General features: G+C 69.7%; 18 protein-coding genes. 4 read left to right on the top strand and 14 right to left on the bottom strand.

Features of this window, described 5'->3' with window-relative positions:
- Positions 1–40: 40 nt before the first annotated feature.
- Positions 41–2,188, bottom strand: a complete 2,148-nt coding sequence (locus tag QTH87_RS17785) for a carboxypeptidase regulatory-like domain-containing protein (protein ID WP_286611047.1) — start codon at positions 2,186–2,188, stop codon at positions 41–43.
- A 302-nt stretch (positions 2,189–2,490) separates the two neighbouring features.
- Here QTH87_RS17785 and minC point away from each other — a divergent pair, with 302 nt between their 5' ends.
- From minC to minE, 3 genes are all read left to right on the top strand, one after another.
- The gene (gene minC, locus QTH87_RS17780) at positions 2,491–3,255 is read left to right on the top strand and encodes a septum site-determining protein MinC (protein ID WP_286611044.1); all 765 of its coding nucleotides are present in this window, start codon (positions 2,491–2,493) and stop codon (positions 3,253–3,255) included.
- Positions 3,256–3,326: 71 nt separating this feature from the next.
- A complete protein-coding gene (minD, locus tag QTH87_RS17775; RefSeq protein WP_286611042.1) occupies positions 3,327–4,142 on the top strand; it encodes a septum site-determining protein MinD in 816 nt (271 codons plus the stop codon).
- A 2-nt stretch (positions 4,143–4,144) separates the two neighbouring features.
- On the top strand, positions 4,145–4,420 hold the full coding sequence (minE, locus tag QTH87_RS17770) for a cell division topological specificity factor MinE (RefSeq protein WP_286611041.1): 276 nt from the start codon (positions 4,145–4,147) through the stop codon (positions 4,418–4,420).
- Between the two features lie 171 nt (positions 4,421–4,591).
- On the opposite strand, the gene QTH87_RS17765 is transcribed toward minE, so the two are convergent.
- From QTH87_RS17765 to hemN, 4 genes are all read right to left on the bottom strand, one after another.
- The gene (locus tag QTH87_RS17765) at positions 4,592–5,899 is read right to left on the bottom strand and encodes an NAD(P)H-dependent flavin oxidoreductase (RefSeq protein ID WP_286611039.1); all 1,308 of its coding nucleotides are present in this window, start codon (positions 5,897–5,899) and stop codon (positions 4,592–4,594) included.
- Positions 5,896–6,510, bottom strand: a complete 615-nt coding sequence (locus tag QTH87_RS17760; protein WP_286611037.1) for a hemerythrin domain-containing protein — start codon at positions 6,508–6,510, stop codon at positions 5,896–5,898. Before QTH87_RS17760 ends, QTH87_RS17765 begins: the two co-directional genes overlap by 4 nt.
- 69 nt (positions 6,511–6,579) lie before the next feature.
- The gene (locus QTH87_RS17755) at positions 6,580–7,296 is read right to left on the bottom strand and encodes a sulfite exporter TauE/SafE family protein (protein ID WP_286611036.1); all 717 of its coding nucleotides are present in this window, start codon (positions 7,294–7,296) and stop codon (positions 6,580–6,582) included.
- Position 7,297: 1 nt separating this feature from the next.
- Entirely contained in the window at positions 7,298–8,713 is a 1,416-nt protein-coding gene (hemN, locus tag QTH87_RS17750; RefSeq protein ID WP_444812805.1) for an oxygen-independent coproporphyrinogen III oxidase, read from the bottom strand.
- Positions 8,714–8,839: 126 nt separating this feature from the next.
- Here hemN and fnr point away from each other — a divergent pair, with 126 nt between their 5' ends.
- On the top strand, positions 8,840–9,556 hold the full coding sequence (fnr, locus tag QTH87_RS17745; RefSeq protein WP_286611215.1) for a fumarate/nitrate reduction transcriptional regulator Fnr: 717 nt from the start codon (positions 8,840–8,842) through the stop codon (positions 9,554–9,556).
- Here fnr and QTH87_RS17740 read toward each other — a convergent pair.
- The 9 genes from QTH87_RS17740 to QTH87_RS17700 all read right to left on the bottom strand — a co-directional run bounded on the left by QTH87_RS17740 (position 9,537) and on the right by QTH87_RS17700 (position 17,317).
- Positions 9,537–9,842, bottom strand: a complete 306-nt coding sequence (locus QTH87_RS17740) for a hypothetical protein (RefSeq protein WP_353506153.1) — start codon at positions 9,840–9,842, stop codon at positions 9,537–9,539. The two genes, fnr and QTH87_RS17740, sit on opposite strands and share 20 nt — an antisense overlap.
- 4 nt (positions 9,843–9,846) lie before the next feature.
- Positions 9,847–10,122: a FixH family protein gene (locus tag QTH87_RS17735; protein WP_286611035.1), complete on the bottom strand. Its 276-nt coding sequence runs from the start codon at positions 10,120–10,122 to the stop codon at positions 9,847–9,849.
- A gap of 29 nt (positions 10,123–10,151) precedes the next feature.
- A complete protein-coding gene (gene ccoG, locus QTH87_RS17730; protein ID WP_444812804.1) occupies positions 10,152–11,651 on the bottom strand; it encodes a cytochrome c oxidase accessory protein CcoG in 1,500 nt (499 codons plus the stop codon).
- A 10-nt stretch (positions 11,652–11,661) separates the two neighbouring features.
- Positions 11,662–12,582: a cytochrome-c oxidase, cbb3-type subunit III gene (gene ccoP / locus QTH87_RS17725; RefSeq protein WP_286611033.1), complete on the bottom strand. Its 921-nt coding sequence runs from the start codon at positions 12,580–12,582 to the stop codon at positions 11,662–11,664.
- Complete coding sequence (locus QTH87_RS17720) at positions 12,579–12,725, bottom strand: cbb3-type cytochrome oxidase subunit 3 (protein ID WP_286611031.1); 147 nt, start codon at positions 12,723–12,725, stop codon at positions 12,579–12,581. Before QTH87_RS17720 ends, ccoP begins: the two co-directional genes overlap by 4 nt.
- Before the next feature lie 11 nt (positions 12,726–12,736).
- On the bottom strand, positions 12,737–13,360 hold the full coding sequence (ccoO, locus tag QTH87_RS17715; protein ID WP_286611030.1) for a cytochrome-c oxidase, cbb3-type subunit II: 624 nt from the start codon (positions 13,358–13,360) through the stop codon (positions 12,737–12,739).
- A gap of 10 nt (positions 13,361–13,370) precedes the next feature.
- Positions 13,371–14,810, bottom strand: a complete 1,440-nt coding sequence (ccoN, locus tag QTH87_RS17710; RefSeq protein WP_286611028.1) for a cytochrome-c oxidase, cbb3-type subunit I — start codon at positions 14,808–14,810, stop codon at positions 13,371–13,373.
- Between the two features lie 66 nt (positions 14,811–14,876).
- Positions 14,877–15,014 carry a cbb3-type cytochrome oxidase assembly protein CcoS gene (gene ccoS / locus QTH87_RS17705; protein ID WP_286611027.1) on the bottom strand — a complete coding sequence of 46 codons (138 nt, stop codon included), beginning with the start codon at positions 15,012–15,014 and terminating at the stop codon, positions 14,877–14,879.
- Positions 15,014–17,317, bottom strand: a complete 2,304-nt coding sequence (locus QTH87_RS17700) for a heavy metal translocating P-type ATPase (protein ID WP_286611025.1) — start codon at positions 17,315–17,317, stop codon at positions 15,014–15,016. Before QTH87_RS17700 ends, ccoS begins: the two co-directional genes overlap by 1 nt.
- Positions 17,318–17,370 lie beyond the last annotated feature (53 nt).

Raw genomic sequence — 17,370 nt, 5'->3', positions numbered from 1 at the left:
AGCCCCGCATGCGGGGCTTTTTCATTGGCGCGGCGTCGCGTTACTGAACCGGCATGTAGGTCGCGAAACCCTTGAGGTTGAGCACGCCGAGGGCATCGGTGGCCGACAGCTGGAACAGCGTCAGCGTGGTGCCGGCGTTGAACAGCTCGAAGTCGCCGGGCTTGGTGCAATGGTCGTCGAGATCGCTGGCCGCGGTGCAGTAGACCTTGGCCTTGCGCGCGGAGCCGGCGACGTCGGTGCGGTCCTCGTAGCTGATGCCGTTCGCCGACTTGCCGAAGATCGTGAGTGCAACGGGCGCGGGCGCACCGGCCGGCACGGTCCAGGCGTCGGTGTCGCCGTTGGCGCTGAAGTCGACCACGCTCGGCTCGTTGGGCTGGGGCGCGTCGAAGACCATGCCCTGAGGTCCCGGCACCTCGGCGATCAGCTCGGCACGCATCGCGGGCGTCAGGTCGGCCATCTTGCGCAGGCGCGCCTCGGCGATGGTCGGCACGCGCGTCGTCGTGCGGTGCGTCTGCGTCACGCTGGAGCCGTCCTCGAACTTCAGCTCGACCGTGAACACGCCCTGTTCCGGCAGCTTGCGCAGGTCGTCGTCGCTGAGCTGCGGCAGGAAGAAGGCGTTCGGCTCCGAAGCCGACGGATGGCCCCCGCGCGCCGCATTGCGGTAGCCGGCGGCGATGCGCAGCAGCGAGGTGTTGGCCGAGGTGCCGTTCGGCCGGTCCACCACCAGGTTGGCATTGCCCGAGCCGACCTTGTAGGTGTAGATGGACTTGTCCGGTGCGGTCACGAGCGCCTGGACCAGCGGGCTGGTGCCCTTGAACTGCGCGCTCGGAATGCTCACGTCGTACGAGACGTTGAGGTAGCTCGATGCCGGTGCGTACAGGAAGTCGCGGTCCTGCACGGTCGGCAGCACGCTGACGCTGTAGCTGTAGCCGTTGCCGATCAGCTTGAGCGTGCCATCGACATTGCGCGCAACGATCGACTGGTTCTGCACGCCGCCCGCGGTGTCGACGGTGCGATAGCTCAGCACCAGGTCGCCGTTCGGGCGGAAGTACGAGAGCTGGCCGCGGTCGACCTTGAGGCCGGTGGCGCCGTTGCGGAACATGCCGGCGAAGGCACCCTGGTTGCTGGCATTGCGGCCGACCTTGGCGCCGTTGTTGAGGAAGGTGCCCGGGTTGTCGCCCACGAACAGCGTCCGGCAGGCAGCGGCCAGCACGTCGTCCGCCGTGCCGATCCGCGCATTGGCATTCTTGGGGTCCACAGTGCCGCCCACGCGCTCGTTGAGCGGCAGCGCGAAGCACTGCTCCATGCGCGCGAACAGCGCGGCGATGTTCAGCGATGCGCCGCTGGGGACGAGTTCGGCGGTCGCGACCGCGGGCGGCAGCACCGGCAGCGTGGCGTCGCTGCGGAAGCTGATCGACAGCGGGGCGCCGTCGCTCGCGTCCGGCACGGCCTTGACCGTGATCTCGATGTTCGCCGCGGCGCCGTCCGGGCGCACGCTCACCGCGATCGAATCCAGCAGCCGGTCATGCCCCGAGCCGTCGGCCGAGAACGCACCCGAGATCGGATCGACCGCATCGCCGATCAGGGTCAGCAGCGGCTTCAGCGCGGCGATGAGCTCGGCCACCTGGGCCTTCACGGTGGTCTCGGTCACAGCACCGGGGTTGGTCGCGATGGCGCCCACCAGGCTGGCCGGATCGCCGTCGGGCGACAGGCGCGACACGATGACGGTGGTGAGCGGCGTCACGTTGACGTTGCCGCCGGTGGCGCTCGCGGTGGTGCTGTAGAGGGTCTGGTCGTCGCGCGTGGCGATCACCACCAGCGGGGCCTTGGTAGCGGCCGGCAGGGTGCACGCATAGGCGCCCTTGGCATCGGTCACCGTGTCGCAGACCGTGATGCCGCGCTGGTCGACCACCGTGATCTTGGCGCCCGCGAAGGCCGCGCCGGTGGCGGCGATGCCGCTCAGCGTGGCGCCGGCGGGCGTGCCCGTGTCAGAGCCCGCGCCGGTGTCGCTCGGCGTGTTGGTGGTTCCGGTCGTGCCCGTGGTTCCGGCAGCTGCGCCGGTGCCGCCGGAGGCGACCGGCAGGAAGCCGCCGCCGCTGCTGCCCCCACCGCCGCAGGCGGCAAGGGACAGCAACAGCGCCGTCGAGAGGGCGTATCGGGTGGGAGGGGTGAGGGTGCGCAACGACAAGATCGGACTCCTGGGCAACTGGGATGGAAAAATTCGAAGGCCGATAACGAACTGTTACAGGCTTGCCGAAAGTCTCGATCGCACGGCGAAAGCGGCGAATAGTGCAATTGCACTAAGGCCCGCGAATGGCCCGTCCGAGCGTGAGAGATGTCACGCCCGCCCTGCGGACCCACGCGCCGCCAAGTGCAACCTGGTGCAAGAAATGTTGTGGACGAAGCCTATTGGCGGCCCGTTTCGCGATCGCCGACCCCACTGCCCGTTAGACTTCGAGGCTTTTCGCACCCAGCTTTTTCACTCACCCCATGGCAGATGCATCGGCCGCGCGCACCAAGGCGGTTTTCGAATTCAAGAGCGCGACGCTGCCGCTGATAGCGGTCATCCTCAAGACCTCCGATCTCGAGGTCCTGGCGCAGGCGCTCGACGCCCAACTGGCGGATTCGCCCGACTTCTTCGAGCAGGAGCCGGTGGTGATCGACCTCTCGCAGTTGCCGCCCGATGACGCGGGCGACCCGGATGCCCCGCCGCTCGACTTCCCGGCGCTGCGCGACCTGCTCGCGCGCCACCAGACCCAGCCGGTCGCCGTGCGCGGGGGCAGCGATGCCCAGCACGGCGCTGCACGCGCCGCCGGGCTCTCCATCACCGCGATGCCGGTCGCGCCGGCGCCGCGCACGGCGCCGGCGCCCGCCGCCGAGCCGGAGCCGCCGCAGATCGTGCGCGAAGTGCCGGTGCCGGCCACCGGCACGCTGGTGATCGACAAGCCGCTGCGCTCGGGCCAGCAGGTCTACGCGCGCGGCGGCGACGTCATCGTGACCGCGGTGGTGAGCTTCGGCGCCGAAGTCATCGCCGACGGCAACGTGCACGTCTACGCGCCGCTGCGCGGCAAGGCCATCGCAGGCGCCCGCGGCGACACCACGGCGCGCATCTTCACCACCTGCATGGAAGCGCAGCTGGTGGCGATCGCCGGCATCTATCGCACGGCGGAGGTCGCACTCCCCGGCGACATCGCGGGCAAGGCGGCGCGAATCTCGCTGGACGGCAAGAAGATCGTCATGGAGCCGATCGAGTGAGCCGGCGGCGCACGCGCGCGCCGCGCAGCAACCCAACAACCGAAACGAACGAACGAACGAGAAGGAATGGCATGGCCAAAATTGTGGTGGTGACCTCGGGCAAGGGCGGCGTCGGCAAGACGACCACGAGCGCGAGCTTTGCATCGGGCCTCGCGCTCGCAGGCAAGAAGACGGCCGTGATCGATTTCGACATCGGCCTGCGCAACCTCGACCTGATCATGGGTTGCGAGCGCCGCGTCGTCTACGACCTGGTCAACGTGATCCAGGGCGAGGCCAACCTGCACCAGGCGCTGATCAAGGACAAGCAGTGCGAGAACCTCTTCGTGCTGGCGGCCTCGCAGACGCGCGACAAGGAAGCGCTGACGCAGGACGGCGTCGAGAAGATCCTCAAGGACCTGGCCGAGCAGGGCTTCGACTACATCGTCTGCGATTCGCCGGCCGGCATCGAGACCGGGGCGATGATGGCGATGCATTTCGCCGACGAGGCGCTGATCGTGACCAACCCCGAGGTCTCCTCGGTGCGCGACTCGGACCGCATCCTCGGCATGCTGGGCTCCAAGACCAAGCGCGCCAAGGAAGGCGGCGAGCCGATCAAGGAACACCTGCTGATCACGCGCTACAACCCGAACCGCGTGGCCGGCGGCCAGATGCTCTCGCTCGAGGACATCCAGGACATCCTGCGCATCAAGCTGATCGGCGTGATTCCCGAATCCGAGACCGTGCTGCAGGCCTCCAACCAGGGCGTGCCCGCGATCCACGACACCGACACCGATGTGGCGCAGGCCTACAGCGACGTGGTGGCACGCTTCCTCGGCGAAGACCGCCCGATGCGCTTCACCGATGCCGAGAAGCCCGGCTTCTTCAAACGAATCTTCGGAGGAAGGTAGCCATGTCCCTCTTTTCCTTTCTGCTCGGCGAAAAGAAGAAGACGGCCAGCGTCGCCAAGGAGCGGCTGCAGATCATCCTCGCGCACGAGCGCAGCAGCCTCGGCGCCAAGCGCCCCGACTACCTGCCCGAGCTCCAGCGCGAGCTGATCGCGGTGATCTCGAAGTACGTGTCGATCAAGGCCGAGGACATCAAGGTGCACCTCGAGAAGCAGGACGATCTCGAGGTGCTCGAGGTCAAGATCGAGCTGCCCGACGCGGCGGCGCTCGCGGCGCGCTGAGCGCCTGCTTCCTGCGCCCGGGCCGCACGCCGGCCCGCGGCACGCTTCGTTGTGCCAGGTCGAGGCGCGCGAGGCCCGGATGGCTCGCCTCGGGGTCTTCCGGTCGCGGCCTCGAAGCGCAGTGCCGCGTCATGGGGGTCGCCGGCCGGGCCGGCGCCGGCCCCCAACCCTTCAGGTTCCAGGCACACGCTGCTCCTCCTTCATCGGCATGTTCTCGATGCGCCGGTCGTGCTCGGCCCACTGCGATTCGAGCCCTTGCCCGACACGAGGCACCAGGGCCGAAGGCCGCAAGCCGCCCAGCAGCCACTGCATGAGCTCCTTCACCGTGCGAATCTCGCTGCCGAAGGGCAGCCGCCCGGCGCCGCGGAAGAACAACCCCTGGTCGATGCCGCCCGCCAGTGCATGACCGAGCATCTTGTCGATGCAGAACTTGCCCCAGCCCGGCGTGGCGTCGCGCAGGCCGCAGCGGGCCAGGCAGTCGAAGCGCATGGTGCACGCGGTCTCGTGGTGGGTCTTGGCCTGCAGGCGCGGTTCGAGCCGCAGGTACCTGGCGAGCCAGGGCGTGCGGACCGCGCGCGCCGGCAGCCCCGCGACACTCGTGAACTCGACGATGTCCTCGGGCCGGGCCTCGGCGAGCACCCGCTTGAAGGCCGGGTCGGCATCGCATTCGCGGGTCACGGCGAAGGCGGTGCCGAGCTGCACCGCGCTCGCGCCGAGCGACTGCAGGCGCCGGATGTCCTCGAGGCTGCCGACGCCGCCGGCCGCGATCAGCGGAATGCGGCCCTCGAGCCCCTCGCTGCGAAAGAAGGCCAGGGCCTGCGGCAGCACGACCTCGAAGTCGAAGCGCGGATCGTGCAGGTCGGCCACCCTGGCGGCGCCAAGATGGCCGCCCGCGAGGCGCGGATGCTCGACCACGATGGCATCGGGCAGGCGCCCCTTCTTCTCCCACTTGCGCACGATCAGCTGGATGCCGCGGGCGTCCGAGAGGATCGGGATTAGCGCCACCGACGGATGCTCGCGCGCGAGCTCGGGCAGGTCCAGCGGCAGGCCAGCGCCGACCACCAGGGCGTCGGCGCCGCAGGCCAGGGCGTGGCGCACCTGGGCTTCGTAGGCGCTCAAGGCCTTCATGACATTGACGGCCACGAGGCCTCGCCCGCCCGAGATCTGCTTCGCGCGCGCGATCTCGCGTCCGAGCGCCTCGAGGTTGGCGGCATCGATGCGCGCGCCGGCATCGGGCTCGGCCTCGCGGTGCGAGGTCTGCGCCCAGAGGTCCGGATGCAGGCGCCGCAGGTCGACCGACGACACCGTGCCGACCGCGCCGAGGCCCGCCACCGTGCCGGCCAGGCCGCCGGCCGAGACGCCGACGCCCATGCCCCCCTGCACCACGGGCAGCAGCGTGCGGCCGGCCAGCGTCCAGTCGCGCAGGCCCGAGGCCGCCGCCAGGGCCGCCAGCGGCGCGCCTTCGTCGCCCGCCCTCATGCCCGCGCGGCCATGCGAGGGCGCCGGGCCGCCGCGGGCCCGAGCCCGATCGGCGCCGGCACCGCATTGACGATGCGCGTGAAGAGCGCACGCCACTCGTCGGCGGGTTCATGGCCGGTGAAAGGATCGCGGTGGCGGCGGAAGGCGGTGTCGAGCTCGTCCCAATCGTCGGCCCCGAGGATGCGCTCGGCCAGCGGCAGGATCTCCTTCTCCTCGAGCGCCATGTGGGCCAGGTAGAACTCGGCATAGCGCTCCATCGCAGCTTCAAAGCGCGCGCGATGGGCTTCGCCGAGCATCTCGAACATCAGCAGTGCATGCTCCACCTCGCGGATGTTGCGCTCGCCGCGCGCGTGCTCGTGGTCGAGCCGGTCGAGCAGTTCGCGCGCCAGCGGCACCCGCGCGCGCAGCTTGGGGAACAGCAGCTCGGACTCGTGGCGATGGTGCAGCTGCTCGGGGAACTGGTCGACGTAGAACAGCATCGCGCGCAGCGCCGTGAAGTCGGGCAGGCTCTGCTGGCGCCGATGCTCGGCGAGCAGCATCAGGATCGAGCGCAGCATGGCCGACAGCGCGGCATGTTCGTCCAGGATGATGCGGGTGGTGGCGTGGGTCATGCGAGCTCCGTGTCGGAACCCGTAGCGTTTCACGTCGCGGCTCGGGGCGCCTTGCGGCAGATCAAGGAGTCAGCGGCACCAGATCCCGATCTGCCGCGCCAGGTCCGTCCCGACCGCCTGCAGTGCGACCGCCGCCAGCAGCACACCGGCCAGCCGCGTGCCCCAGGCCTGCGACAACATGCCGCCGCCCGCGCGCAGGCGGTGCCAGAGCCAGGGCGCGAGCAGCAGCGACAGCGCGCTGCCGGCGGCGAACAGCGCCATCACGGCGGCGCCGCCCAGCACGCCGTTGCCAAGCGCCGCGAGCATCAGTGCCGAATACAGAAGGCCGCAGGGCATGCCGACCCACAGCGCGCCGGCCGCCGCCGCACCGAAGGGCAGGCGCGCGACCGGCTGCAGCCGCGCCGTGGCCCAGCGCCCGAGGCGGCCGGCCCACAGCGGCTGTCGGCCGGTGGCGGCCAGCACCAGGCCCCAGGCCAGCACCACCACGTGCAGCAGCAGCCAGAGCGGACGCAAGGCTGCGACCTGTTCGCTCGCGAGCGCCAGCGCCTGCATCGTGGCGGCGGCCACCGCGCCCGCGGCCGCATAGCCGGCGACGCGCCCCGCATGGAACAGCACCTCCGCAGGCAAGGTGCGCGCCGGCAGGGCCAGCGAGGCGACGCCACCGCCGGGTGGTGCGCGCACGACGCGGATCACGCCCGCGCAGGCAGCGCCGCACATGGCGACGCAGTGCGGGCCGCCGGCCAGGCCCATCAGCAGCGCGGTGCCGGCCAGCGCGGTGGAGCTCATGTCACACGATGCGCGAGAAGCGGGTGCGGTTGCGGTCCGCCTGCAGGTAGCGGTCGAAGACCATAGCGATCGCGCGCACGAAGAACCAGCCCATCGGCGTGACCTCGAGGTGGCTGTCGCTCAGCGTCACCAGGCCCTGCGCCGAAAGCGGGGCGAGCGCCGCGAGTTCCGCCGCGAAGTGCTCGCCGAAGTCGATCAGGTGCGCGGTGCCGACGGTCTCGAAGTCGACCCGGCCCTGGCACATGATGGCCATGATGACCGCACGCCGCAGCACGTCGTCGCGCGTGAGCGCGAGCCCGCGCACCACGGGCAGGCGGCCCTGGTCGATCAGGTCGCAGTACTCCTCGAGGGTCTTGGCGTTCTGGCTGTAGGTCGCGCCGACGCGGCCGATCGCCGAGACGCCGAGCGCCACCAGGTCGCAGTCGGGCTGCGTGCTGTAGCCCTGGAAGTTGCGGTGCAGCCGGCCCTGCCGCCGGGCCACGGCGAGCGCGTCGCCGGGCAGCGCGAAGTGGTCCATGCCGATGTAGACGTAGCCCGCGGCCGTCAGCGCCGCGATCGAGCGCGACAGCATCTCGACCTTGGCGGCGGCGTCGGGCAGTGCCTCGGTCGCGATCCGGCGCTGGGCCTTGAAGCGCTCGGGCAGGTGGGCATAGGCATAGAGCGCGATGCGGTCCGGGCGCAGCGCGCAGACCTGCTCGAGCGTGCGGTCGAAGGACGCCGGGCTCTGGCGCGGCAGGCCGTAGATCAGGTCGACGTTGACCGAGTCGAAGCCGAGGCCGCGCGCGGTTGCCATGAGATCGAACACCTGCGCGGCGGGCTGGATGCGGTGCACCGCCTTCTGCACCTCGGGGTCGAAGTCCTGGACGCCGAAGCTCAGCCGGTTGAAGCCCAGCTCGGCCAGGGTCAGCAGGCGCTGGCGATCGACCGTGCGCGGGTCGATCTCGATCGAATGCTCGCCGTCCGGCGACAGGGTGAACGCCGCGCGCAGGATCGCCATCAGCCGACGCAGGCCGGCGTCGTCGAGAAAGGTCGGCGTGCCGCCGCCCAGGTGCAACTGGCGAACCGTGGCGCCACGGCCCAGCGCCGCCACCTGCAGCGCGACCTCTCGCTCGAGGTAGTCGAGGTAGTCGCTGCCCTTGCGCTTGTGGCGCGTGACGATCTTGTTGCAGGCGCAGTAGTAGCAGAGCGACTCGCAGAACGGGATGTGCACGTAGAGCGACAGTGCCCGTGCGCTGGCGCCAGCGCCACTGCGCTGCGACAGGGCCTGGGCATAGTCGTCGGCCGTGAAGGCATCGACGAAGCGGTCGGCGGTCGGGTACGAGGTATAGCGCGGGCCCGCCACATCGAAGCGCCGCAGCACGGCAGGCGATGGCGGCGCGATGGTCGGTGCGAAAACGGGAACGGAGGCAAGGCGCATCGCGGTCGGGGTGCTGGAGGCTTCGATGTGTCACTATGCCGCCGACGCGGCCCGCAAACCTTGACCTGCATCAAGCATCCGCGCTCCTTGACATCGGACAATTTGGACATGACCTCGACCGCATCAATCAAACCCGAAAACATCAAGGTCGCCTGCTCGAACTGCAACCTGCGCGAGCTGTGCATGCCGGTCGGACTGGCGCCGGGCGAGCTGCAGCGCATCGACGACATCGTCGCCACGCGACGCAAGGTGAAGCGGCGCGAGACGCTGTTCCGCAACGGCGAGGCCTTCACCTCGCTCTACGCGATCCGCACCGGCGTGTTCAAGACGCGCGTGGCGAGCGAGGACGGCCGCGACCAGGTTACGGGCTTCCAGATGGCCGGCGAGATCATCGGCCTGGACGGCATCGTCAACGACCAGCACACCTGCGACGCCGTGGCGCTGGAAGATTCCGAGGTCTGCGTGATGCCCTTCGACCGCATCGAGGAGTTGTCGCGCGAGGTGACGGCGCTGCAGCGCCACGTGCACCAGATCATGAGCCGCGAGATCGTGCGCGAGCACGGCGTGATGCTGCTGCTCGGCAGCATGCGCGCGGAGGAGCGGCTGGCCGCCTTCCTGCTGAACCTCGTGCAGCGTCTGCATGCGCGCGGCTTCTCGCGCTCCGAACTGGTGCTGCGCATGACGCGCGAGGAGATCGGCAGCTACCTCGGCCTCAAGCTCGAGACTGTGAGCCGCACGCTGTCGAAGTTCGCGGCCGACGGCATGGTCGAGGTCGAGCAGCGCAACGTGCGCATCGTCGACCCCGACGCACTGCGCCGCATCGTCAACGCCCCGGCCTGTTGACCTCGGCCGCGGGCCGGGTCAGCAGCAGCGTGAGCGCGCCCGATCCCGTGGCCAGCAGCCAGAAGGCGAAGAAGGCCATCGTGTAGACCGCCTGCCGCGAGGCACCCAGCGCCTCGCCGCGCCAGTTCAGGTCGCCCGGATCGACCAGCGCGAACACCAGCATCTCGAGCGCGCAGGCCAGCAGGAAGGCCGGCCACAGGATCCACATCCAGCGCCGCGCGCGCACGGGTGTCCCTCCGCGCGGCCGCGCTTCGGATGTCGCCTTCGGAGCGGTTCGGCGTCTCATGCCGTCAATGCCGCGGCTGTGGCACGTCCGCCTCCGGGGTGGCCGCATGGTTGCGGCCGGCCATGGCGGGGATCAGCTTCTTGTCGACCGGCGGGCGGCTGAGCTCGACGCCCTTTCGGTAGTAGTCCTCCTCCACCACCGGATCGGGTCGCGACAGCGCAAGCCACAGCGTGACGAAGCTCGCGAGCACCACCAGGCCGGGCCCGCCGATCACCATCCAGACGAGCGGGAAGCGCCACCATGGCGCGGCGGCTGGAGGCGGGTTCTGGTCCTTGTTCATGGTCTTCATCCTTCGTGGGTCTTCTTCGTTCAGCGCGGCACCAGGAACACGGCGGGCTCGGCGACCGAGGCCTCGCCGCTCTCGGCGCGAATCTCGAACTGCACCTTGTGCGAGCCCGCCGGCGCGCTGCCATAGGGCAGCTGGAGCCGGACCGCGACCCAGCGCGACTGCGCGGGTGCGACCTCGACGGTGTCCTCCGACGAGACATGCAGGCCGGCGAGCCCGCTGGCCGTGATCCGGTAGCGCTGCGGCGTCTCGGTGGCGTTCATGATCTGCAGCCGGTAGACGTTCTCGAGCTGTCCGCCCTCGGCGATGCGCGCGAGCGAGGCGCGGTCGCGCACCACGTCGACCTTGAGCGGCGTGCGCGCCACCAGGCTCGCGAGCAGGCCGATGCTCAGCGCCGCGAGCACCGCGCCGTAGACCAGCACCCGCGGCCGCAGCACGCGCCGCAGCAGCTGGCGCGGCGTCCAGCGTGCGGCCATGCCGTTCTGGGTCGCATAGCGGATCAGGCCGCGCGGCGTGGCCATCTTGTCCATCACGAGGTTGCAGGCGTCGACGCACAGGCCGCAGCCGATGCACTCGTACTGCAGGCCGTCGCGGATGTCGATGCCGGTCGGGCAGACCTGCACGCACAGCTTGCAGTCGATGCAGTCGCCGCGCGCCGGACTCGACATGGCCGATGCCATCGGCCTGGCCGCCGCACGCGCCTTCGCGCGCACGCCGCGCGGTTCGCCGCGCTGCGGGTCGTAGCTCACGATCAGCGTGTCGCGGTCGAACATCGCGCTCTGGAAGCGGGCGTAGGGGCACATGTACTTGCACACCTGCTCGCGCATGAAGCCCGCGTTGCCGTAGGTGGCGAAGCCGTAGAAGAGCACCCAGAAGATCTCCCACGCGCCCATGCGCGTCTGCAGGAATTCGAGGCCCAGCTCGCGGATCGGCGTGAAGTAGCCGACGAAGCTGAAGCCGGTCCACAGGCCGATCGCGATCCAGACCACGTGCTTGAACCACTTCTTGACCAGCTTCTCGGCCGTGAAGCCGCCGCCGTCGAGCCGGATGCGCGCGTTGCGGCTGCCTTCGATCTTCTCCTCGATCCACATGAACATCTCGGTGTAGACCGTCTGCGGGCAGGCATAGCCGCACCACAGCCGCCCCGCCACCGCGGTGAACAGGAACAGCGACAGCGCCGAGATCACGAGCAGTCCCGTGAGATAGATCAGGTCCTGCGGATACAGCACCAGCCCGAAGATGAAGAAGCGGCGTGCGCCGAGGTCGAACAGCACCGCCTGCCGCTGCCCCCATTCGAGCCAGGGCAGGCCGTAGAACACCAGCTGGGTCGCGAACACCAGCGCCCAGCGCCAGCGCGCGAAGCGGCCGTCCACGCCGCGCGCGTAGATCTTCCTGTGCGCCTCATAGAGGCCGACCTGCTCCTCGCGCGCCTCGGCTGCGGGCGCGATCGGAATCACCTTGCGCGGGGACGCGGGCTTCGGCGCCGGGGCTCGATCAGTCACGGAGGTCGCCAGTTCGCTCATGGCCCGGGGTTCACTGCGCCGCCGCCGGCGTCGCCTTGTTCGAGAGACCCCAGACGTAGGACGTGAGCACGTGGATCTGGGCCTCGGTCAGCCGGCCCTGCTGCGCGGGCATGTGGTTGACCTTCCCCTGGTTGATCATCGCGATGATCGCCTCCTGGCCGAAGCCATGGAGCCAGACCTTGTCGGTGAGGTTCGGCGCACCGAGCGCGGTGTTGCCGACGCCACCGATGCCGTGGCAGGCCGCGCAGGCGGCGAACTTGCTCTTGCCGAGGCCGGCGCGCACCGAGTCGTGCGGGCTGTCCGAGAGGCTCAGGACGTAGTTGGCGAGGTTCTTCACGTCATCGGCCGAACCGACCGCCTCGGCCATCGGCGGCATCACGCCGGTGCGACCGAGCGTGATCGATTCCCGGATCTTCTCGGGCGTGCCGCCGTGCAGCCAGTCGCCATCGGCCAGGTTCGGAAAGCCCTTGCTGCCGCGTGCATCCGAGCCGTGGCACTGGGCGCAGTTGTTGAGGAACAGCCGCTCGCCGACCGCCATCGCGGCCAGGTCGCCAGCCAGCTGCTCGACCGGCTGCGCGCTGAAGCTCGCATAGACCGGCGCCAGCGCCGCATTGGCGCGCTCGACATCCTTCGAATACTCGCCGCCCGCCGACCAGCCGAGCGTGCCGCGGTAGCTGCCCAGGCCTGGGAAGACCAGCAGGTAGCCGACCCCGAACACGATGGTCAGCACGAACAAGCCCATCCACCAGCGCGGCAGCGGATTGTTCATCTCGCGCAGGTCCTCGTCCCAGACATGGCCCGTGGTGTTGTCGCCGGTGGGCGCGCTGCGAAAGCGTGCGGTCCACCACAGCAGCAGTGCGCAGGCCGCGATGCCGCCCAGCGCGATGGCGGTCACGACATGCGACCAGAAATTGCTGGTGAAGTCGCTCATGCCGGATCCTCCTCGAAAGGGAGTCTTGCGGCCTCCTCGAAGGCCTGCTTGTTGCGGCGCGACCAGGCCCAGAGCCAGATGCCGATGAAGATGGCGAACGAGGCCAGCGTGGCGACGATGCGCAGGGTGGTGATGATGTCCATCGCGGTGGTCCTTACTTGAGTGCGAGGCCGAGCGACTGCAGGTAGGCGACCATCGCGTCCATCTCGGTCTTGCCCTTGACTTCGGCTGCCGCACCCGCGATCTGCGCGTCCGTGTAGGGCACGCCGACGGTTCGAAGCGCGGTCATGCGGGGCGCCGACTCCGCGGGGTCGAGCCTGTTCTTCTCGAGCCAGGCGTAGGCCGGCATGTTCGACTCCGGCACCAGGTCGCGCGGGTTGTTCAGGTGGATGCGATGCCACTCGTCGCTGTACTTGCCGCCGACGCGCTGCAGGTCGGGGCCGGTGCGCTTGCTGCCCCACTGGAAGGGATGGTCGTAGACGAATTCGCCGGCCACCGAGTAGTGGCCGTAGCGCAGCGTCTCGGCGCGCAGCGGCCGGATCATCTGCGAGTGGCAGTTGTAGCAGCCCTCGCGCAGATAGATGTCGCGGCCCGCGAGCTGCAGCGGGGACAGCGGCTCGACGCCGGCGATCGCCTGCGTGGTGGAACGCTGGAAGAACAGCGGCACGATCTCGACCAGGCCGCCGATGGCGATGACCAGCAGGATCAGCACGATCATCAGGAAGTTGTTGGTCTCGATCTTCTGGTGCGAGAAGCCCGAAGGGGGTTTGGCGCTCATCGTGTTCTCCTCAGGCGGGGGCCAGCGCGTGCTGCGGAATCGGCGAGGGCTTGCTGAAGCCCGAGATCACCGTCATCCAGACGTTCCAGGCCATGATCAGCATGCCGCCCAGGTACAGCACGCCGCCCAGCAGGCGCACCACGTAGTAGGGATAGGTGGCCTTCACGCTCTCGACGAAGGTGTAGGTCAGCGTGCCGTCGGCATTGAGCGCGCGCCACATCAGGCCCTGCATCACGCCCGCGATCCACATCGCGGCGATGTACAGCACGATGCCCACGGTCGACATCCAGAAGTGCAGCTCGATCGCCTTCACGCTGAACATCTCGGTGCGGCCGTACATGCGCGGAATCAGGTAGTAGAGCGAGCCCATCGAGATCAGGCCGACCCATCCGAGGGCGCCCGCGTGCACGTGTCCGATGGTCCAGTCGGTGTAGTGCGACAGCGCGTTCACCGTCTTGATCGACATCATCGGACCCTCGAAGGTCGCCATGCCGTAGAACGACAGCGAGACGATCAGGAAGCGCAGGATCGGGTCGGTGCGCAGCTTGTGCCAGGCACCCGAGAGCGTCATCACGCCGTTGATCATCCCGCCCCAGCTCGGCGCCAGCAGGATCAGCGAGAACACCATGCCGATCGACTGCGTCCAGTCGGGCAGTGCCGTGTAGTGCAGGTGGTGGGGACCGGCCCACATGTAGACGAAGATCAGCGCCCAGAAGTGGACGATCGACAGCCGGTACGAATACACCGGGCGACCGGCCTGCTTGGGCACGTAGTAGTACATCATCCCGAGGAAGCCGGCGGTCAGGAAGAAGCCGACCGCGTTATGGCCGTACCACCACTGGACCATCGCGTCCTGCACGCCCGCATAGGCCGAGTAGCTCTTCATCCACCCCGCCGGAATCTCGGCGCTGTTGACGACGTGCAGCAGCGCCACCGCGATGATGAAGGCGCCGTAGAACCAGTTGGCGACGTAGATGTGGCGCACCTTTCGGATGCCCACGGTGCCGAAGAACACGATCGCATAGGCCACCCAGACCAGCGTGATCAGGATGTCGATCGGCCATTCGAGTTCGGCGTATTCCTTGCCGGTCGTGTAGCCCAGCGGCAGGCTGACCGCCGCCGCGACGATCACCGCCTGCCAGCCCCAGAACACGAACGAGGCCAGCGCCGGTGCGAAGAGACGGACCTGGCAGGTGCGCTGCACCACGTGGAAACTGGTCGCCATCAGCGCACAGCCGCCGAAGGCGAAGATCACCGCGTTGGTGTGCAGCGGACGCAGGCGCCCGTAGCTGAGCCAGGGGATGCCGAAGTTGAGGTCGGGCCAGGCCAGCTGCGAGGCGATGATCACGCCCACCAGCATCCCGACCACGCCCCAGACCACCGACATGAGAGCGAACTGCCGCACCACCGTGTCGCTGTAGACCGGGGCGGAAGGATTCGGAGCATGCATCGCGGAGCCTCTTGTTTGGAACCGGTTCAGTGTCCGGCTCCCCCCGCGGCACAGCGTTGATGCAGATCAATCGTCGCGCAGAATGCGTTCGCCCTCGCCTTCGATGTCGTCGAATTGCCCACGGTCCACGGCCCACCACAGGCCGCCGAGGATGACCAGCACGAGCACCACCGAGAACGGAACGAGCAGGAACAGGATGTCCATCAGGCAGGCCTCGCGAGACGCGCCGCGTTGAGCACCACCAGCAGCGAGCTCGCGGCCATGCCGAGTCCCGCGAGCCACGGTGGCAGCCAGCCCATGACGGCGAGCGGCACGCAGACCGCGTTGTAGCCCGCGGCCCAGCCCAGGTTCTGGCGCACGATGCGCAGCGTGCGGCGTGCCTGGGCGATGGTGTGCGGCACCACCTCGAGCGCATCGCCCTGCACCACGAAGTCGGCACGCGACTGCGCCAGCGGCACCGCGCGGCCGAAGGCAAAGGAGGCATGGGCCTGCGCCAGCACCGGTCCGTCGTTGAGGCCGTCGCCGACCATCGCGACCACGTGCCCCTCGGCCTGCAGCTGCCGGATGCGCGCGAGCTTGTCTTCGGGCGAGCAATCGCCGCTGGCGTCGGCGATGCCGGCCTGGCGCGCCACCTCGGCCGCCGCGGCGGCGCCGTCGCCCGAGAGCAGCGAGACCTCCACGCCCTGCGCCTGCAGTGCGGCCACGGCCGCGGCCGCATCCTCGCGCAGGTCCTCGGCCAGCACGAAGCTCGCGATCCAGCCCTGCTCGTCCGCCAGGTGCACCTGGGCCGCATCGACTGCGAGTGCGGGCACGCCACAGAACGCGGCCGAGCCCAGACGCACGCGGCGCAGAGGCCCGCCAGCGCTGCGCTGGAGACTTCCCTCGAGGCCCTGCCCCGCCACCTCACCGAGCTGCATCGCGCGCCAGTCGGGTGCGGTGCGATGCTGCGCCTGCCAGGCCGCGACGAGCGCGCGCGAGGCCGGATGCAGCGACTGGGCCGCGAGTGCGGCGGCCAGCGCCACCGCATCGCCGGGCCGCAGGCCCTGGCGGCAGTAGACGCGATCGAGGCGCGGCGTGTCGCGCGTCAGCGTGCCGGTCTTGTCGAACACCACGCGATCGACCGTCGCCAGTGCCTCGAGCGCCTGCAGGTTGCGCACCAGCAGGCCGCCGCGCGCCAGCCGGCCCGCGCTCGCGAGCATCGCCGCCGGTGTGGCGAGCGACAAGGCGCAGGGACAGGTGACGATCAGCACCGCCACGGCCACCATCAGCGCCTGCCCCGAATCCGCATGCCAGCCATGCAGGGCGGCAGCGGCAGCGGCCAGCAGCACCGCGATCAGGAACGGCCGCGCCGCGCGGTCGGCGAGCCGGGCCAGGCGCGGCTTCTGCAGCGAGGCACCCTCCATCAGCGACACGATCTCGGCGTAGCGCGTGGACTTGCCGAGCGCCTCGACGCGCATCTCCACCACCGCGCCCACGTTGTGGCTGCCGGCCAGCACGCGCGATCCGCACGGGCGCGGCACCGGCCGCGACTCGCCCGTGATGAGCGCCTCGTCGGCCGCGGTATCGCCCGCAACGAGCACGCCGTCGGCGAGGAAGGCCTCGCCGGGCAGCACGCGCAACAGGTCGCCGAGCGCCACGCGGCGCAGCGCGACCCGTTCGAATCCGCCGTCGGCACGCCGGCGCAGCACGCTGTCGGGCAACCGGTTCATGAGCGCATCGAGAGCGCCTGCCGTGCGATCGCGCAGCCGCGCCTCGAGCCAGCGGCCGGTCAGCAGGAAGAACACGAACATCGTGAGCGAATCGAAGTACACCTCGTTGCCCAGCGGCCCCTGCGGATCGAAGGTGGCGGCGCTGCTGACCACGAAGGTGATCGCGATGCCGAGCGCCACCGGAAGGTCCATGCCGATGCGGCGCTGTCGCAGGTCGCGCAGAGCACTGCCGAAGAAGGGGCCGGACGAGAACAGCAGCACCGGCACCGAAAGCATCCACGAGGCCCAGCGCATCAGCTGCACGGCATCGGCCGACATCTCGCCGGGGTGCGCGATGTAGGCCGGGTAGGCATACATCATCACCTGCATCATGCAGAAGCCCGCCACCAGCCAGCGCCACAGCGCGCGACGCGCCTCGCGCTGGCGCCGCGCGCCTGCGAGCGTGTCGCCGGCAGGCACCAGCCGGTAGCCCGCGGCCTCCGAGGCCGCGAACCAGCGCGAAGGCCGTACCGCCGCCGACGACCAGACGACGCGGGCACGCCGGCTCGCGGCATTGACCTGGGCCGAGATCACGCCGGGAACCTGCATCAGCGCAGCCTCGACCGTGAAGGCGCAGGCCGCGCAATGCATGCCCTCGACCACCACCTGCGATTCCCAGCGCCCCTTGGCCGCGTCCTCGCCTTCGAGCGCATGGCCGAAGGCCGGCCACTCGGCCGGATCGTCGAGCACCGGGCCGGCGGCCACGGCATCGCCCTCGGCACGTGGCAACGGCGAAGCGAGGGAGAGCGCGACTTCCATGCGGCAAGGCTAGCCGCGGGCGGGCCGCACCGGCTTGACCCAGGTCAAGGCTG

This window comes from Variovorax jilinensis, assembly GCF_030316885.1.
Taxonomy (GTDB): domain Bacteria; phylum Pseudomonadota; class Gammaproteobacteria; order Burkholderiales; family Burkholderiaceae_C; genus Variovorax; species Variovorax jilinensis.
The sequence above is the reverse complement of the archived record's forward strand: the minus strand, read 5'-3'. Positions and strand labels throughout refer to the sequence as shown.

Excerpts from the sequence above, each read along its gene's own strand:
- QTH87_RS17700 (WP_286611025.1), bottom strand. The coding sequence starts at position 17,317 with ATGGAAGTCGCGCTCTCCCTCGCTTCGCCGTTGCCACGTGCCGAGGGC.
- ccoS (WP_286611027.1), bottom strand. The coding sequence starts at position 15,014 with ATGGACATCCTGTTCCTGCTCGTTCCGTTCTCGGTGGTGCTCGTGCTG.
- ccoP (WP_286611033.1), bottom strand. The coding sequence starts at position 12,582 with ATGAGCGACTTCACCAGCAATTTCTGGTCGCATGTCGTGACCGCCATC.
- hemN (WP_444812805.1), bottom strand. The coding sequence starts at position 8,713 with ATGCGCCTTGCCTCCGTTCCCGTTTTCGCACCGACCATCGCGCCGCCA.
- QTH87_RS17740 (WP_353506153.1), bottom strand. The coding sequence starts at position 9,842 with ATGAGACGCCGAACCGCTCCGAAGGCGACATCCGAAGCGCGGCCGCGC.
- ccoO (WP_286611030.1), bottom strand. The coding sequence starts at position 13,360 with ATGAGCGCCAAACCCCCTTCGGGCTTCTCGCACCAGAAGATCGAGACC.
- ccoN (WP_286611028.1), bottom strand. The coding sequence starts at position 14,810 with ATGCATGCTCCGAATCCTTCCGCCCCGGTCTACAGCGACACGGTGGTG.
- QTH87_RS17760 (WP_286611037.1), bottom strand. The coding sequence starts at position 6,510 with ATGACCCACGCCACCACCCGCATCATCCTGGACGAACATGCCGCGCTG.
- QTH87_RS17735 (WP_286611035.1), bottom strand. The coding sequence starts at position 10,122 with ATGAACAAGGACCAGAACCCGCCTCCAGCCGCCGCGCCATGGTGGCGC.
- QTH87_RS17755 (WP_286611036.1), bottom strand. The coding sequence starts at position 7,296 with ATGAGCTCCACCGCGCTGGCCGGCACCGCGCTGCTGATGGGCCTGGCC.
- ccoG (WP_444812804.1), bottom strand. The coding sequence starts at position 11,651 with ATGAGCGAACTGGCGACCTCCGTGACTGATCGAGCCCCGGCGCCGAAG.
- minE (WP_286611041.1), top strand. The coding sequence starts at position 4,145 with ATGTCCCTCTTTTCCTTTCTGCTCGGCGAAAAGAAGAAGACGGCCAGC.
- minD (WP_286611042.1), top strand. The coding sequence starts at position 3,327 with ATGGCCAAAATTGTGGTGGTGACCTCGGGCAAGGGCGGCGTCGGCAAG.
- QTH87_RS17720 (WP_286611031.1), bottom strand. The coding sequence starts at position 12,725 with ATGGACATCATCACCACCCTGCGCATCGTCGCCACGCTGGCCTCGTTC.
- minC (WP_286611044.1), top strand. The coding sequence starts at position 2,491 with ATGGCAGATGCATCGGCCGCGCGCACCAAGGCGGTTTTCGAATTCAAG.
- QTH87_RS17765 (WP_286611039.1), bottom strand. The coding sequence starts at position 5,899 with ATGAGGGCGGGCGACGAAGGCGCGCCGCTGGCGGCCCTGGCGGCGGCC.